The organism is Pseudomonas sp. AGC41 (assembly GCF_057334555.1).
In genome coordinates, this window is sequence record NZ_JBHFJB010000022.1 from 182,414 (window position 1) to 196,593 (window position 14,180).

Annotated in this window: 11 protein-coding genes and 5 pseudogenes; 8 read left to right on the forward strand and 8 right to left on the reverse strand. The window is 56.5% G+C overall.

Translation table 11 applies throughout. From position 1 onward, the window contains the following. The first annotated feature begins 15 nt into the window (after positions 1-15). Positions 16-456 carry a TetR/AcrR family transcriptional regulator gene (locus ACE04F_RS03635; RefSeq protein WP_434694762.1) on the forward strand — a complete coding sequence of 147 codons (441 nt, stop codon included), beginning with the start codon at positions 16-18 and terminating at the stop codon, positions 454-456. A 51-nt stretch (positions 457-507) separates the two neighbouring features. Here ACE04F_RS03635 and ACE04F_RS03640 read toward each other — a convergent pair. Then, a pseudogene (locus ACE04F_RS03640) lies at positions 508-621 on the reverse strand (sugar phosphate isomerase/epimerase); the annotation flags it as partial. 50 nt (positions 622-671) lie between these two features. Between ACE04F_RS03640 and ACE04F_RS03645 the strand changes: the two are divergent. The 4 genes and pseudogenes from ACE04F_RS03645 to ACE04F_RS03660 form a co-directional block, all read left to right on the forward strand. Beyond that, positions 672-821: a hypothetical protein gene (locus tag ACE04F_RS03645; RefSeq protein ID WP_434694763.1), complete on the forward strand. Its 150-nt coding sequence runs from the start codon at positions 672-674 to the stop codon at positions 819-821. Further along, positions 808-1,206 (forward strand): annotated as a pseudogene (locus ACE04F_RS03650) (c-type cytochrome); the annotation flags it as partial. The gene ACE04F_RS03645 and the pseudogene ACE04F_RS03650, both read left to right, overlap by 14 nt. A 13-nt stretch (positions 1,207-1,219) precedes the next feature. Further along, positions 1,220-1,475 (forward strand): annotated as a pseudogene (locus ACE04F_RS03655) (TonB-dependent receptor domain-containing protein); the annotation flags it as partial. Between the two features lie 159 nt (positions 1,476-1,634). Continuing rightward, a pseudogene (locus ACE04F_RS03660) lies at positions 1,635-2,137 on the forward strand (aldo/keto reductase); the annotation flags it as partial. Positions 2,138-2,290: 153 nt separating this feature from the next. Here ACE04F_RS03660 and ACE04F_RS03665 read toward each other — a convergent pair. The 7 genes and pseudogenes from ACE04F_RS03665 to aptA form a co-directional block, all read right to left on the reverse strand. Then, a complete protein-coding gene (locus tag ACE04F_RS03665) occupies positions 2,291-3,061 on the reverse strand; it encodes an SDR family NAD(P)-dependent oxidoreductase (RefSeq protein ID WP_434694764.1) in 771 nt (256 codons plus the stop codon). A gap of 76 nt (positions 3,062-3,137) precedes the next feature. Further along, complete coding sequence (locus tag ACE04F_RS03670) at positions 3,138-4,031, reverse strand: transporter substrate-binding domain-containing protein (protein WP_486104922.1); 894 nt, start codon at positions 4,029-4,031, stop codon at positions 3,138-3,140. Positions 4,032-4,359: 328 nt separating this feature from the next. Continuing rightward, entirely contained in the window at positions 4,360-5,184 is an 825-nt protein-coding gene (locus tag ACE04F_RS03675) for a methyl-accepting chemotaxis protein (protein ID WP_434698000.1), read from the reverse strand. A 33-nt stretch (positions 5,185-5,217) separates the two neighbouring features. Next, positions 5,218-6,306 (reverse strand): annotated as a pseudogene (locus ACE04F_RS03680) (cache domain-containing protein); the annotation flags it as partial. A gap of 363 nt (positions 6,307-6,669) precedes the next feature. Next, positions 6,670-7,974 (reverse strand): aspartate aminotransferase family protein, encoded by a 1,305-nt coding sequence (locus ACE04F_RS03685; RefSeq protein WP_434694767.1) that lies wholly within the window; start codon positions 7,972-7,974, stop codon positions 6,670-6,672. Between the two features lie 286 nt (positions 7,975-8,260). Beyond that, on the reverse strand, positions 8,261-9,757 hold the full coding sequence (locus ACE04F_RS03690) for a CoA-acylating methylmalonate-semialdehyde dehydrogenase (protein ID WP_434694768.1): 1,497 nt from the start codon (positions 9,755-9,757) through the stop codon (positions 8,261-8,263). Positions 9,758-9,835: 78 nt separating this feature from the next. Continuing rightward, positions 9,836-11,182 carry an omega-aminotransferase AptA gene (gene aptA, locus ACE04F_RS03695; RefSeq protein WP_434694769.1) on the reverse strand — a complete coding sequence of 449 codons (1,347 nt, stop codon included), beginning with the start codon at positions 11,180-11,182 and terminating at the stop codon, positions 9,836-9,838. Positions 11,183-11,282: 100 nt separating this feature from the next. On the opposite strand from aptA, the gene ACE04F_RS03700 reads away from it, so the two are divergent. The 3 genes from ACE04F_RS03700 to ACE04F_RS03710 all read left to right on the forward strand — a co-directional run bounded on the left by ACE04F_RS03700 (position 11,283) and on the right by ACE04F_RS03710 (position 14,172). Beyond that, the gene (locus ACE04F_RS03700; protein ID WP_434698001.1) at positions 11,283-12,203 is read left to right on the forward strand and encodes a LysR family transcriptional regulator; all 921 of its coding nucleotides are present in this window, start codon (positions 11,283-11,285) and stop codon (positions 12,201-12,203) included. A 255-nt stretch (positions 12,204-12,458) separates the two neighbouring features. Further along, on the forward strand, positions 12,459-13,295 hold the full coding sequence (locus ACE04F_RS03705; RefSeq protein WP_434694770.1) for a transporter substrate-binding domain-containing protein: 837 nt from the start codon (positions 12,459-12,461) through the stop codon (positions 13,293-13,295). Between the two features lie 55 nt (positions 13,296-13,350). Further along, positions 13,351-14,172 carry an amino acid ABC transporter ATP-binding protein gene (locus ACE04F_RS03710; protein WP_434694771.1) on the forward strand — a complete coding sequence of 274 codons (822 nt, stop codon included), beginning with the start codon at positions 13,351-13,353 and terminating at the stop codon, positions 14,170-14,172. Positions 14,173-14,180: the final 8 nt, after the last annotated feature.

The following is a 14,180-nucleotide window of genomic DNA, read 5'->3' on the forward strand; positions in this document are numbered from 1 at the left end:
TTCGGACAGGTCAGCATGCGTGAACTGGCTCGCCACGTGGGTATCGCCCCTGGCTCGCTGTACAACCATTTCCCCAGCAAACAAGCCCTGTTGTTCGACCTGATCGAAGAGTTCTACGAAGAACTCCTCATGCTGGTTCAGCCCGTGCGGCAACGAACGGCTGGCACCTGCCCACTGTCGGACCTGATTGCCGCCCACTTACACCTGCACCGTGAGCGGCCCCTGCATTTTCGACTGGCATTACAGGGTTTTGCCTACCTCGACACCGCTCAGAAGCAACGCATCACCCTCAAACGCGTCAGCTATGAACACGCGTTTCTGCGCGCGGTATTCAGCGATACCTTAAGTGCACAAGAAACAGCTTCAGCGTCGGGCATGTCATCACGCGTTTTCTCAACTGCCTGCCGGGTTGGCTCGAGGGACACCCGTTGGCTGATGAGGTTAATACCCACCTGATCGAGCGGCTGATCAAAGGGGCTGTGCAAGAGTGCTCGGCACAGCCTCAGATCAGCGCCCCGCCTGGCACTCATCCCAAACACCACGCATCAGTTCCTTCAGCATCAGCGCCTCGCCCCAGCGATCCGTTATATCGTGCCCATCATGCCCCGTGATCGCATAGGGTGACCGCCTTCAGGGCTCCTTTCGAATGGAACGGCCAAGAATTGATGATCATGAGCCGCGCCATCGACGAGACCGGATATGTTCAGCCGATGCTGGAACAGCTGATCGATGAACGCGGCAAGGTCTCCTTCTACCACAACAACTCGGTGCAACCGTGGCGCGTGTCCAGCAGTGGGGAGGTGACCAATGGACGGGCTTAAAGGTGGTTCGTTATTCATAGGTTTGCTTTGCGCCTGTGCGCTGACCCATGCCTCAGCACAATCCCAATACGGTTTGGGCACTCAGGCTACCGAAGCGCAGATCGCCAGTTGGAACATCGATGTGGCGCCCGACGGCAATGCTTTGCCTCCAGGGCGCGGGACGGTGGCGGACGGGGAAAAGGTCTACATGAACAGCTGCGTCAGTTGCCATGGCGTGAAGCTCGAAGGCGGCGTCGGTCCTGCGTTGGCGGGAGGCGAAGGAACCCTGACGACTGACAAACCGCTCAAGACAGTCGGCAGCTATTGGCCCTATGCAACGACACTTTTCGACTACATCCGCAGAGCCATGCCCTTCCAGGCGCCACAGTCATTGTCCAACGAACAAGTCTATGCAGTGACCGGACTGGCAAGTCGGGGCCGACGTCCGCTACGTATCGTCGGTCTACGCCAACACCGCCAATACCATGTGGGTGCCTTCGTACACCGTCTACGCCCTGTCCATGACCCACGACCTGGGACAAGCATGTGCAGCTCAGCGCGCGTCTACGTAACCTGACCGACGAGGTCTACGCCCGTTTCATCCACCAGAACAACACCCAATATTACCTGGGGGAGCCGCGCAGCCTGGAGGTCGCTATGCAGTGGAATTATTGACGAGCCAAGTGCCATAGCGCTGCAGCACTATGGTCGAATATGACCCAATTAGCTGGCCGTTCTACACGCGAACGGCCCGCTAGCAGCGCTTACATATCGCCGCTATATTTATACGGGACTACTTGTGGAATCAATCAGTCTTCCGACCAGCCATCACAACCGATAGCCTCGTTCTTTTTCAAGACGGTTGAGAATTTTGAGGTTCATCGCGACCGCGAAGCCGACCTGTTCCCGGCATCGCACGCTCTGGGCCTTGGTATTGTCACCTGGTCGCCCCTGGCGGCGGCATGCTGACGGGCAAGTACCGCCAAGGGAAGAAAGGTCGTGCCGAAGATTCGGGCGGCCGGGTGTTCCAGCCGGAGAATTCGGCCCAGCGTACGCAAATCCTCGACACCGTTATTGCCATCGCGGACGAGATCGGCACCAGTGCGGGTCAGGTCGCCATCGCCTGGGCAGCCACCCACGGGGCGGTGCCGATCATCGGGCCACGCTCAATGACCCAGCTCACCGACAACCTCGGCGCGCTGTCGCTCGATCTTTCCGCAGAGCACACCAGCCGCCTCGATGCAGCTAACCTCCTGACGCCCTCAGCGCCAGCGCGGACGGTCATCCCCCTGGGCCCTGATCGTGGCATAATCCGAGTCCCCAGGCTGGACGCTTGAGTCAGCAGCCAGGGCCGTCTGTCTGGCCCCGTAAAAAACTGATCCCGGTAACAAGCGCGCCCCTCCAAAACTGGAGCGGCGTATGGAACAGGCTGGACAACGGTCAGTTCTACAGCCTGAATCAAACCGAACCTGGGACGCGCCTTAGATGCTTTATCTGATGTAGCTACCGCCATTCACGTCCAACGTCGCACCATTGAGTGAAGCTTGAGAAGGCCGCAATGTGAACGCCACCAACTCGGCAATCTCAGATGGGTTGGCCATGCGCCCGACCGGTATATCAGATACCGCCGCCGCTTCACCATGTTGAGCTACAAATTGCTCCGCCATGTCTGTGCGTACCCAGCCCGGCGCAATCGCCACAGCGACAATGCCCTCGCCCGCCACGCTACGCGCCAGCGACTTGGTGAGGTTGATCAGCGCCGCTTTACTCGTACCGTATGGCAGTGCATCAGCGGCATAGCCGCGCTGAGCTGCCCGGCTCGCCATATTTATAATCCGCCCGCCACCGTTGGTACGAAAATGTATGACCGCCTCACGAGCCAGGTCGGCGGCAGCAAAAAAGTTCACCTGAAACTCTCGGCGCCATGCGACTCGCCACTCCGAGGAGGGCGCTTCAAGTGGAGTCTCAGTGCGAATGCCAGCGTTATTGATAAGGCCATGAATTCGGCCTCCGGCCAATTCCAAGGCAGCTTTCCACAGATCCTCTGGCCCGGTTTCCTTACTCAGATCTCCCTGAACGATCCAGCCTTTACCGCCGATAAGGCCCAACAGGCGCCGCGCTCCCTGCTCATCGCGGCTGTAATGGATTAGCGGACGAGCACCTTCCGAGGCAAGTCGCTCTACGATTGCTGCGCCAATACCGCCAGAGCCACCTGTAACCAGGATGGTTTGTCCGGCGAGGGGACGTGTAGCGTCACTCATCTGTGCTTACCTTCGCTCGAATTAAATCGGGACATGCCCTCTGACCGCAGAGACAGAAGGCATGCCTGGATGGGCTTTATTTCTTCTCAGCGTTGGCTTCGATCGAAGCTTTGTCCACCAGCTTCTGGATGTCGCCAGTTTCACGCCGCTGCGTCAGGTAAATATTCAGCACTTGCAGATCTGCCGGTGAGATATCTCTACGCACGCCGAATGAAACACCCTGCTTGGCCAATGCTGGTTTAGGCAAAATTTCCCGTGTCCAATCCGGGTTGGCCAGGGCGAAAAGGTGATTGGTATCGCTGGCGTCTACCAATACGTCAGCACGCTTGGACATCACAGCCAAACGGGCTTCATCCATGCCCGGTAGACGCATGATTTTGCCGTTACGCACAATTGAAGAAATAGCCTTGTCTTGCGCAGTACCAGACATCACGGCAAACGTCACTTCAGGCTTGTCGAGGGCACTGACATCGTCCTTGGCGTCAGCAAACTTGGGGTTGTCCTTGTTCACCAGCAGCGACACTTGATAGTCGGTAGCGGGTACTGTGAAAGCGACTGCCAATGCCCGCTCCGGAGTCTGATTGAGCGCCATGGCCAGATCCCATTTGTTGCTCTGCAACCCAGCGACCAGATTGTCCCAGTTGGTATCAACAAAGGTCACCTTGACCTTCAGGACCTTCTCGCCAAAGTCGCGACACAGATCGACGAAATAGCCGCTGTACTCTCCAGAACTGGCGTTGCGCATGACATAGGGGGCGGCCACGGCAGCACCACAGCGAAGCACTCCTGCCTTTTGCACATCTTGCCAGATGGAGCCTTCGGCCGCCTGTGCAGCGGACTGAGCCATCAAGGCGCCGCACAGACCGGCGCCAACAAACAGAGCTTTGACGGAACTAGGGATTAACCGAACCATTTTGACCTCACTGATAATCGTTGTTTTTGGCAGTAAAGGTGGGACGCTTAGCTGCATGCGACTTTGTGTGCATGTCTGTATTCAGAATAAAAATTAAGCGGAGGCCTGTCAACAACCCTCCCAATGATCTTTTGTAATCGACAAGATGTTCGTTACTTAATTTATCGCATAGAGGCTTTGATCCTTGGCTGGCAACGGATATTGCGTGAATAAAATAGAACCTTAAGGCCAGAAGAATCAAATTTAACTCACGCTATATTTCAGCTCATGGAACCCTGTGGGTCAGCGAAAGGTTGGGCTCTCGCCCTCGCCTCTGGTGCTGGTTAACGCTGATCCGCAGCAGTCCCGGCTCATCAAAACGTTGAGCCGGAACTGCCATTGAGCCTTAAGTGCGGAAACGCCGGACCAACGAATCCAGCTCACCGGACAGGCTCGCTAGGCTTTCAGAATCCAGACGTGCGGACTGAGCAAGTTCAGCAACCAATTGCGCATCCCCATGAATCTGGCTCATGTGCTGCTGGATTTCCTCTGCTACCTGATGCTGCTGTTCGGCAGCCGTGGCGATCTGGGTATTCATGTCGCGAATGATGTCTACCGACTCGCGAATAAGCCCAAAGCTGTCCCGCGCCCTACCGATTCGGCTGACCGATTGCACTGAGACTTCCAGGCTAGCGTGCATTTGCTCGGCCACTTGAGCCGTGCGACCGGCCAGGTTTCCTAGCAAGCCATCAATTTCTGAGGTGGAGTCAGCAGTACGTTTGGCTAGGGCACGGACTTCGTCGGCAACCACGGCAAACCCTCGACCTTGGTCACCAGCCCGTGCGGCTTCGATGGCAGCGTTCAGAGCAAGCAAGTTAGTCTGCTCGGCAATTGAGCGTATGGTTCCAAGAATCGATTGGATGGAATTGCTGTCACGCTCCAATTGCTGAATCGACAACGCCGATTGCTCGATCTCCTGACTGAGCAGACCGACACTCTGCACAGCGGCATCGATTTGCTGCTGGCCCTCACGAGCCTGCTGCTGACCGTTATCGGCCGATTGGGCAGCTAGCCCGCACGAACGGGCCACCTCGTTAGCGGTGGTGACCATTTCATGGAATGCGGTGGAAACCGTATCCACGGCTTGGCGCTGCCGGCTAGCTGCTTGCGCCATATCGCCTGACACACGAGTCGAGTTGGTCGAGGTGCTAAGAATTTTGCCTGCGGCCATGCCAATCTGCTGGATCAGGCTGCGGATCGTGCCGAGGAACTGGTTAAACCAACTGGCCAAATGCGCGGTTTCGTCACGCCCGCGTACTTCCAGGTCGCGAGTCAGGTCTCCTTCACCCTGGGCGATATCCTCCAGGCCGCTGGTGACACTGTTGATCGGGCGCACGATGAGTTTGGCAAAGCTGACGCCGACCGCGGCAAACACGAGGGCAAGAACGAGCGCTAGCGTACCAATCAGCCAGGTCAGGCGGGTGGTGGTCTGCATCACCTCACCCTGCTGGATCAGGCCGATGAACGTCCAACCCAGTCGCGCGTCGGGATAGACATTGGCCATGTAGCGTTCGCCATTGATCGAGACCTCGACCAATCCCTTACCGGCTCTGGCCAGTTCCGCAAAGCCCGCACCAAAGCTCTCTAGTTGTTTGAAGTTGTGGCTGGCATCGCGCGGATCGACCATCACGTTGCCGTTGTTTTCCATCAGAATCAAGTAACCACTTTCGCCGAGTTTGATTTGCTTGACGATCTCGGTGAGGCCTTTTAATGAAACATCAATATTGACCACTCCCCCCAAGTTGCCGAGCTGGTTGGCCACCGTGCGCACGGTGCTGACAAGCACCGCGTCGTCGCCGGCCCAGTAGTATGGAGCGGTGCGCTGGGTCTTTCCAGGATTGGCCATTGCCTCCTGATACCAGGGCCGTTGGCGCGGGTCGTAATTGGACAGTATTTGCCCTGCAGGCCAGGAGACATGGCCCCCATCGTTGACGCCATATGAGATGTATGCGTAATGGGGGTGGGTCTTACCCAGACGGTCGAACAACTCGGTCACACGCTGGTCCTGATCACCTAACTTCACGATTTGGGTATGGGTTTCCTGATACTTGTTCAGGTTGCTGCCGGTACCGGTCACCTCGGATTGCGTCGCCAGAAAGTCGACGTTCTGAGCGATCCCCTGGAAAAAAATGCTCATCGCATTACTGACCTGATGGATTTCCCGACTGCTGCTGTCCAGGAAATTTTCCCTGGCTTTGTCACGTAAATTGAAGATGACCAGAATAGCCACCAGGATAATGGGCAAGCTAGCAATCATAGCGAAGGCCCAAGTCAACTTTTGCTTGATATTCATTGATGCTCTCTGGGTTTTTATTCTTGCAGAACGATGCGATTACCTAAGGAATGCAAGCCCTAGCTCTCGAAGAGGCAGGCTTGATTCGCTAAAACCGGCGCAAAAAAAGGCCGCCAGTGTGGTAGCGGCCAGGTCTTAAGCCAAAGCTTTAGACGAAGGGTTCCTGGTGAGGAGCCCGCTAACAAAAAAGGCTAGCGGGTAAACCGTAGAACTCTACGGGTGCGAGCAACAGCGCCATCTCAAATCCCGTCTGACCAGTGATGACGTTGTCACTCGAACTAGGTGCCAGCCTTGCTATTGCTCGGGAAGGCGAAATGCGCAGCTTCATGGCCGGTGCGTTTCGGCCAGAGCGGGGTAACCGGATTAGCCAAGCACCGAACCGATCACTTCATCCAGAATGGCAATACCCGCTTCAACTTCTTCAGCACTGATGATGCATGGAGGGACCACATGAATGCGGTTCTCGACTACAAACGGCAACAGACCACGCTCCATCAACTTTACTTTGAGCACCTGCATCGTTTGTGCAGGCAGCGGTGCGCGACTTTCTTTATCGCTAACAAACTCCAGAGCCCAGAACACACCAGCACCACGTACCTCACCGATCGATGCATGACGTTGCTGTAGGTCACGCAGACGCGGCCCTAGGCAATTGGTGCCGATGTCCGAAGCGTTTTCTACAACCCCTTCCTTACGCATCGCATCAATCGCGGCGACAATCGAGGCCATGGCAAGCGGGTGCCCAGAGTAGGTCAGGCCCCCAGGGAAGTAGCGCGTTTCGAAATAAGCACACAGCGGCTCGGAGATAACTACGCCGCCGACTGGGACATACCCAGAGTTCACACCCTTGGCGAACGTGATGAGATCAGGCACAACACTATAATGCTCCAGGGCGAACCACTTGCCCGTCCTACCAAAACCGGACATTACTTCATCCAGGATGAGCAATATGCCGAATTCATTCGCTAGTTCGCGAACACCCTGCATATAGGAAGCGGATGGCATCAGAATACCGGCCGTGCCAGGCAGACTTTCGAGAAGGATTGCTGCGATTGAACTCGAACCTTCGCTCTCGATCACTCGGCGCAGATGCCGAAGCGCACGTTCTGTCTCTTCGACCTCAGTCTGCGCGTTGAACTCGCTGCGATAGAGATAAGGCGTGAAGAAGTGAACGTGGCCACGTGCGTACTCATTCGGCACGCGACGTGGGTCACCCGTAGCAACAATCGCGGAACCGGTATTGCCGTGATAGGAGCGGTAGGATGACAACACCTTATCGCGCCCGGTGAAGAGTCGGGCCATACGGATCGCGTTTTCATTGGCATCGGCACCACCGTTCGTGAAAAAAACTTTCTTAAAGCCTTCAGGTGCCTGCTCGATGATGCGCTTGGCGGCCTCGCCTCGCATAAGGTTTGCAGTCGATGGTGCAACGGTGGTCAGAGTGGCCGCTTGCTCCTGAATCGCCGCGATGACTGCCGGGTGCTGGTGACCGAGGTTGGTATTGACGAGCTGACTGGAGAAATCCAGGTAACGATTGCCTTCATAGTCCCATACCGTTGAGCCCTCGCCACCTGCGATAACTAAAGGGTTGAGTGCTCCCTGAATCGACCACGAGTGGAACACGAACTCGCGATCAAGAGCCTTCACAGATTGATTGGTAATCGGCATATTAATCAACGACCTCTTCAAAAAATAAACTAAAAAGAAAAGTACTGTTGCAGGCTCCCGATTTATTGCGGGAGCATTCGAGGCACTGGGATGGCCACAACGCCTCGCCGTACTGAGCGGTGAACTGCTCAGTCATGGCGGTACGCACCCAGCCAGGGCAATCGCCACCACGTGCCCCCTCTCCCGCCACACTAAGGGCCAAAAGCTCTTGAGTACGAACGTCTGCGCCATCTCAGCTTTCCGTCAGAACAGTTGATGACGCAGACATTCGAACAAGGTGCCCGCCTTAGCTATTGCTAGGGAAAGCAAACTGCGCAGCTTCGTGGCTTTTGCGTTGCGGCCAGCGCTGAGTGATGGCTTTCTTACGAGTGTAGAAACGCACACCGTCAGGACCGTAGGCGTGCAGATCACCGAACAGAGAACGCTTCCAGCCGCCGAAGCTGTGGTAGCTCACTGGTACCGGTAGCGGCACGTTGACACCGACCATGCCCACCTCGATCTCGTCACAGAACAGACGCGCCGACTCGCCATCACGGGTGAAGATGCAGGTGCCGTTGCCATACTCATGGTCGTTGATCAGTTGGATCGCTTCTTCCAGGCTGTTGACGCGGACAACGCACAGGACCGGGCCAAAAATCTCTTCCTTGTAGATGCGCATCTCTGGGGTGACGCGGTCGAACAAGGTACCGCCGACAAAGTAGCCATCTTCGTTACCCGCGACTTTGAAGCCACGGCCATCAACCACCACCGTGGCACCAGCAGCCACGCCGTCATCGATGTAACCCAACACCTTGTCGCGTGCCGCGGCGGTCACTAACGGACCCATGTCTAGGCCGCAGGTGGTACCGGCACCGATCTTCAGCGCCCTGATTTGCGGTTCCAGTTTCGAGATCAGCGCATCGGCAACCTGATCACCTACACAGACGGCGACGGAAATCGCCATGCAACGCTCGCCGCACGAGCCGTAGGCGGCCCCCATCAGTGCGCTAACAGCATTGTCCAGATCAGCATCTGGCATCAGCACGGCGTGGTTTTTCGCGCCGCCGAGAGCCTGAACGCGCTTCCCACGCTTAGTGCCTTCGGCATAGATGTACTCGGCGATCGGCGTAGAACCGACGAAGCTCAGTGCCTTGACCTCAGGCGCCTCGATCAATGCATCCACTGCCTCCTTGTCGCCGTGCACGACATTCAGCACGCCTTTGGGCAGGCCAGCTTCGTACAGCAATTCAGCAATCAGCAACGTGGAGCTAGGGTCGCGCTCGGACGGTTTGAGGATGAAGCAGTTACCGCAGGCAATGGCCAGTGGATACATCCACAGCGGCACCATCGCGGGGAAGTTGAAAGGGGTGATGCCGGCCACGACGCCAATCGGCTGAAGATCACTCCAGGCATCGATATTCGGGCCGACGTTGCGGCTGTATTCACCCTTGAGAATCTCTGGAGCAGCAGAGGCAAACTCAACGTTTTCGATACCACGCTTGAGTTCACCCACGGCGTCCTCGATGGTCTTGCCATGCTCTTCGCTGATCAACTGGGCGATGCGCTGCTCATTCGCTTCGAGCAACTGCTTGAAGCGGAACATCACCTGCGCGCGCTTTGCTGGCGGAGTGTTGCGCCATGCTGGGAACGCGGCTTTAGCTGCGTCGATGGCTTTTTGAACAGTGGCGCGGTTCGCCAAGCCCAACTTATTGGTCACTTGGCCAGTAGCTGGGTTAAATACGTCAGCGGTGCGGCCATCGTCAGCGAAGTGCTCACCATTGATCCAATGCTTAATAGTTACCATTTTCTTTCCTCTAGCTTGGTTACAAGCTGTCTATCTATTGAATGAAGGAGCTGCCCCCGTCGCACGGGGGAATGCTGATCAGTTGATTCCTTGCAAGGCTTCGCCGACTGCATCGAACATCCGATCCAGTTCCTGGGGTTTGGTATTAAACGTGGGCCCGAACTGGAGGGTGTCACCGCCGAAACGGACGTAGAAACCTGCTTTCCAGAGCGCCATACCCGCTTCGAAAGGGCGGATAATCGGATCCCCGTCACGCGGAGCGATCTGCAACGCACCAGCGAGCCCGCAATTGCGGATATCGACGATATGCTTCGCGCCCTTGAGGCCGTGAATGGCCTTCTCAAGATGTGGTGCCAGGTCCGCAGACTGCTGGATCAGGTTCTCCTTATCCAGCAGTTCCAATGTCGCTAGAGCGGCGGCGCAAGCCACCGGATGGGCGGAATAGGTATAACCATGAGTGAACTCGACAGCATGCTCAGGAGACGCCTGGTACATGAAGGTGTTATAGATCTCGCTCGTGGCAATCACGGCCCCCATCGGAATGGCACCGTTTGTAATCTGTTTGGCTACGTTCATCAGGTCCGGTGTAACACCGAAGTATTCGGCACCGGTCATGGTGCCCATGCGCCCAAAAGCGGTAATGACTTCATCGAAGATCAGCAGAATGTGGTGCTGGTCGCAGATTTCACGCAGGCGTTGCAAATAGCCTTGCGGTGGAACGATGACACCAGCCGAGCCGGACATCGGCTCAATAATGACCGCGGCGATATTCGAGGCGTCGTGCAGTTCGATGAGTTTCAATAGCTCGTCGGCCAGTGCCACCCCGCCGGTCTCGGCAGCGCCTTTGGTAAAGGCAAGTTCTGGCTGCAAGGTGTGCGGCAGGTGGTCGACGTCCATCAGTTGCCCGAACATCTTGCGATTGCCGCCGATCCCTCCCAATGCGGTGCCCGCGACGTTCACGCCGTGGTAGCCGCGGGCCCGACCGATCAGCTTGGTTTTCTGCGGTTGTCCTTTCAGGCGCCAGTAGGCACGCGCCATCTTGATGGAGGTGTCTGCGCTTTCAGAACCGGAGCCTGTGAAGAACACATGATTGAGATTGCCGGGGGTCAGGCTGGCAATCTTTTCCGACAACTTGAAGGACAGCGGGTGGCCATATTGGAAGGCTGGTGCATAGTCCAGGGTGACCAATTGCTTGGCCACGGCATCGGCGATTTCCTTGCGCGAATGGCCGGCGCCGCAGGTCCACAGACCGGAAAGGCCGTCGAAAACTTCGCGGCCGTGCTCATCCATCAAGCGATTGCCTTGGGCTGCGACAATGAACCGTGGATCTTTCTGGAAATTGCGGTTCGATGAAAACGGCATCCAGTGGGAGTCCAATTTGAGGCCACTGGCCAAAGAGGCTTTTGTTTGCAAGGCCTGGTTCATGACGCTGATCCTGGGAGGGTGGATGTCGCGTAGCTTGTGCTGGAAGGTCATATACGATAAATCTATATTTTCTCGTATTCAGTTATCGGAAAACTCACCAATGACGAAAAAAGTCCCCCTCCATCAAGTCAGTGATTTCGATCTGAGGTTGTTACGCGTGTTCAAGACCGTCACCGAATGCGGGAGCTTCTCTGCGGCAGAAAGTGCTCTAGGGATCACTCGATCCGCCATCAGCCTGCACATGGGGGATCTGGAGAAACGCCTTGGCATGCGTTTGTGCCAGCGCGGGCGCGCCGGATTCGCGCTGACGGATGAAGGCCGAGAGGTCTTGCGAGCAAGTGAGACCGTTCTAGCGGCCATTGAGGGGTTTCGCAGCGAGGTCAACCAGATGCACCAGAACCTACGCGGAGACCTCAACGTCGCCATCGTCAACAATTTGGTGACGCAACCGAAAATGCGCATCACCCACGCTCTCAAAGCAGTACGAGCCGAAGGCACCGGGGTCCGCATCAACCTCAGCATGAGCACTCCTGGCGAAATCGAGCGCGGACTACTGGACGGTCGGCTGCACGTAGGGGCAGTACCACTGATCACGCCGCTATCAGGCCTGGACTACAGTCTGCTCTACGAGGAACGATCAAATCTGTATTGCAGTCATGAACACCCCCTGTTCTCCAGTGCAGAACAGGTGAGTGATAAAGACCTTATGCTTGCTGACGCCGTCGTGCCCACCTACAGGATGACTGCGGAAGCCATCGGCCTACACCAACTGCTGAACGTAGCAGCGTCCGCGACCGACAGAGAGGGCATCGCATTCTTGATCCTGACGGGAAGCTACATAGGATTCCTTCCCGATCACTACGCCGCAACTTGGGTGGAGAAAGGGCTTATGGCAGCGCTTGATCCTGCCAGATTGTATTTTGACTCAAAGCTGGCTATCGCTACCCGCAAAGGGCGCCGACAGAACCTGATCCTTGAACGCTTTCTCAACGAACTACACATCAACAACACCGCAGCCTAGATCCCTCCTCCCCTCTGCTTCGCGCGCCTACTCTCCTGACCTCCACCCTGCTCCGCCCTCTGAATGTGCTGTTGATCACACAGGAGGGTGGGCGGACATCCGTTCGTAAAAAAAACTGTATGCAGTGTTGACAGAACTGCCAGGCTGGCAATAGCCTGAATACATTGCTGCACACAAGGCGGCACTCCTAAAAACATCATTGTTCTTCTTTGCTTGCTCTTCTGCCTACAACAACAAATTACGGAGAGATTCAAAATGGCTCGTTTACTTTCCCGCAACGCCTGTAGTGGTGTCGCCGGCCTCGCGGCAGCTATAGCCCTTTTCATGCAGCCCTGCGCTCAAGCGGAAACTCAAACCTGGCAAAACGTTCAGCAAGCCGGCGTATTACGCTGCGGCGCGGCAGTTGCCGCACCCTACGTGATGCGCGACCCATCAACTGGGCACTACAGTGGTTTCTTCGTTGATCTGTGCCGCGACTTCGCTGAAAACGTACTCAAGGTTAAGGCACAGTTCATCGACACCAGCTGGGATAACCAGGTAGCGGGCCTGCAGAGCGGGAAATGGGATATGGCCATGGCGTTGAACCAGACGCCGGAGAGAGCCAAGGCCGTAGCATTTTCGGTGCCGGCTACCGACTATCAGATTTCTTTGCTGACTAATCAGAAGAACCCGAAATTCAATGGGGCCGGCAGCAACCTCGCCGACTATGACAAGCCTGGCGTGACCATCGCCGTGATCTCCGGCACGGCTGCCGACAAAGCTGTTTCGGGCGCCATCAAGAACGCAACCCTCATGCGCTTGCCCGGCTCCGATGAAACCCGTATGGCCTTAATGTCGCGTCGAGCTGATGTGCTCGCTGACGCCAACGACACCAACCACTTGTTCGCACTGGCCAACGAATGGACCAAGGAAGTATTACCGGTCCCAGCGCTTGCCAAACAAGGTGTGTCCTTTGCCCTTGCGCGCGAAATACCCTTTGAAGATCTCGCACAACTGGATGCGTACCTGACTCAGCGCCGTGAGGCGGGTGAGATCGACAAGTTGGTGGATAAAGCTTCCGCCCAGATCATTGCGGGCAACAAAGCCCGGTAACTCCCGCTGACATGCAGGGGCTCCTACTCAGAGAGCCCTTGCGGAGACGATTGTCATGAATACTCCTTATTTGGTAGCAGCCCAGTCACAGGCTTCGCTTACCCCGAATTCCGCTGACAGCGGGGATTTCATCCAGCTGCGCGACGTGCGAAAGTCCTATGGTGAGCAACTGGTGGTAATGGACCAGATGAACCTGGACATGCGCGCCGACGACCGCCTAGTGATCATCGGCCCGTCCGGCAGCGGAAAAAGCTCGCTGCTGCGGGTCCTGATGGGACTGGAGAGCATTCAGGGTGGAACGATCCACTTTCAGGGCAAACCCTACATCGACGGAAGCCGCAAACAGGGTAAACCGCTGGACGAAACCCTGCACAAACAAATCGGCATGGTGTTCCAGCATTACACCTTGTTCCCGCACCTTTCAGTGCTGGGCAACCTGATCCTCGCCCCGGTCAAAGTGCATGGGCTGAGTAAAGCTGAGGCAACCGAAAAGGCCCGCGCCTATCTGGCACGACTTGGTCTGGAAAGCAAACTGCACGCCTATCCAAGCCAACTATCAGGGGGACAGAAGCAACGCGTTGCAATTGCCCGCGCCTTGATGCTGGAACCGCGACTGATGTTGTTTGATGAAGTCACCTCGGCCCTCGACCCTGAGATGGTCATCGAAGTGCAGAACGTGATGTTGAAGCTGGCAGAGCAAAAGATGGCGATGATCATCGTCACCCATGACATGCACTTCGCCCGCCACATCGCCACCCGAGTGGTGTTCTGTGCCAACGGCAAAGTGGTCGAACAAGGCCACCCCGATCAGCTCTTCACCAGCCCACGCGAACCGCGTACCCGCGAGTTCCTGGAAAAGGTCCTGCACCTGGATTGAGGGCTAGA

Bases quoted from the DNA above. Each gene is read 5' to 3' on its own strand.
- aptA (WP_434694769.1), bottom strand. From the start codon at position 11,182: ATGAACCAGGCCTTGCAAACAAAAGCCTCTTTGGCCAGTGGCCTCAAA.
- ACE04F_RS03645 (WP_434694763.1), top strand. From the start codon at position 672: ATGAGCCGCGCCATCGACGAGACCGGATATGTTCAGCCGATGCTGGAA.
- ACE04F_RS03665 (WP_434694764.1), bottom strand. From the start codon at position 3,061: ATGAGTGACGCTACACGTCCCCTCGCCGGACAAACCATCCTGGTTACA.
- ACE04F_RS03670 (WP_486104922.1), bottom strand. From the start codon at position 4,031: ATGCAGCTAAGCGTCCCACCTTTACTGCCAAAAACAACGATTATCAGT.
- ACE04F_RS03690 (WP_434694768.1), bottom strand. From the start codon at position 9,757: ATGGTAACTATTAAGCATTGGATCAATGGTGAGCACTTCGCTGACGAT.
- ACE04F_RS03705 (WP_434694770.1), top strand. From the start codon at position 12,459: ATGGCTCGTTTACTTTCCCGCAACGCCTGTAGTGGTGTCGCCGGCCTC.
- ACE04F_RS03675 (WP_434698000.1), bottom strand. From the start codon at position 5,184: ATGGCCGCAGGCAAAATTCTTAGCACCTCGACCAACTCGACTCGTGTG.
- ACE04F_RS03700 (WP_434698001.1), top strand. From the start codon at position 11,283: ATGACGAAAAAAGTCCCCCTCCATCAAGTCAGTGATTTCGATCTGAGG.
- ACE04F_RS03635 (WP_434694762.1), top strand. From the start codon at position 16: ATGCGTGAACTGGCTCGCCACGTGGGTATCGCCCCTGGCTCGCTGTAC.
- ACE04F_RS03710 (WP_434694771.1), top strand. From the start codon at position 13,351: ATGAATACTCCTTATTTGGTAGCAGCCCAGTCACAGGCTTCGCTTACC.
- ACE04F_RS03685 (WP_434694767.1), bottom strand. From the start codon at position 7,974: ATGCCGATTACCAATCAATCTGTGAAGGCTCTTGATCGCGAGTTCGTG.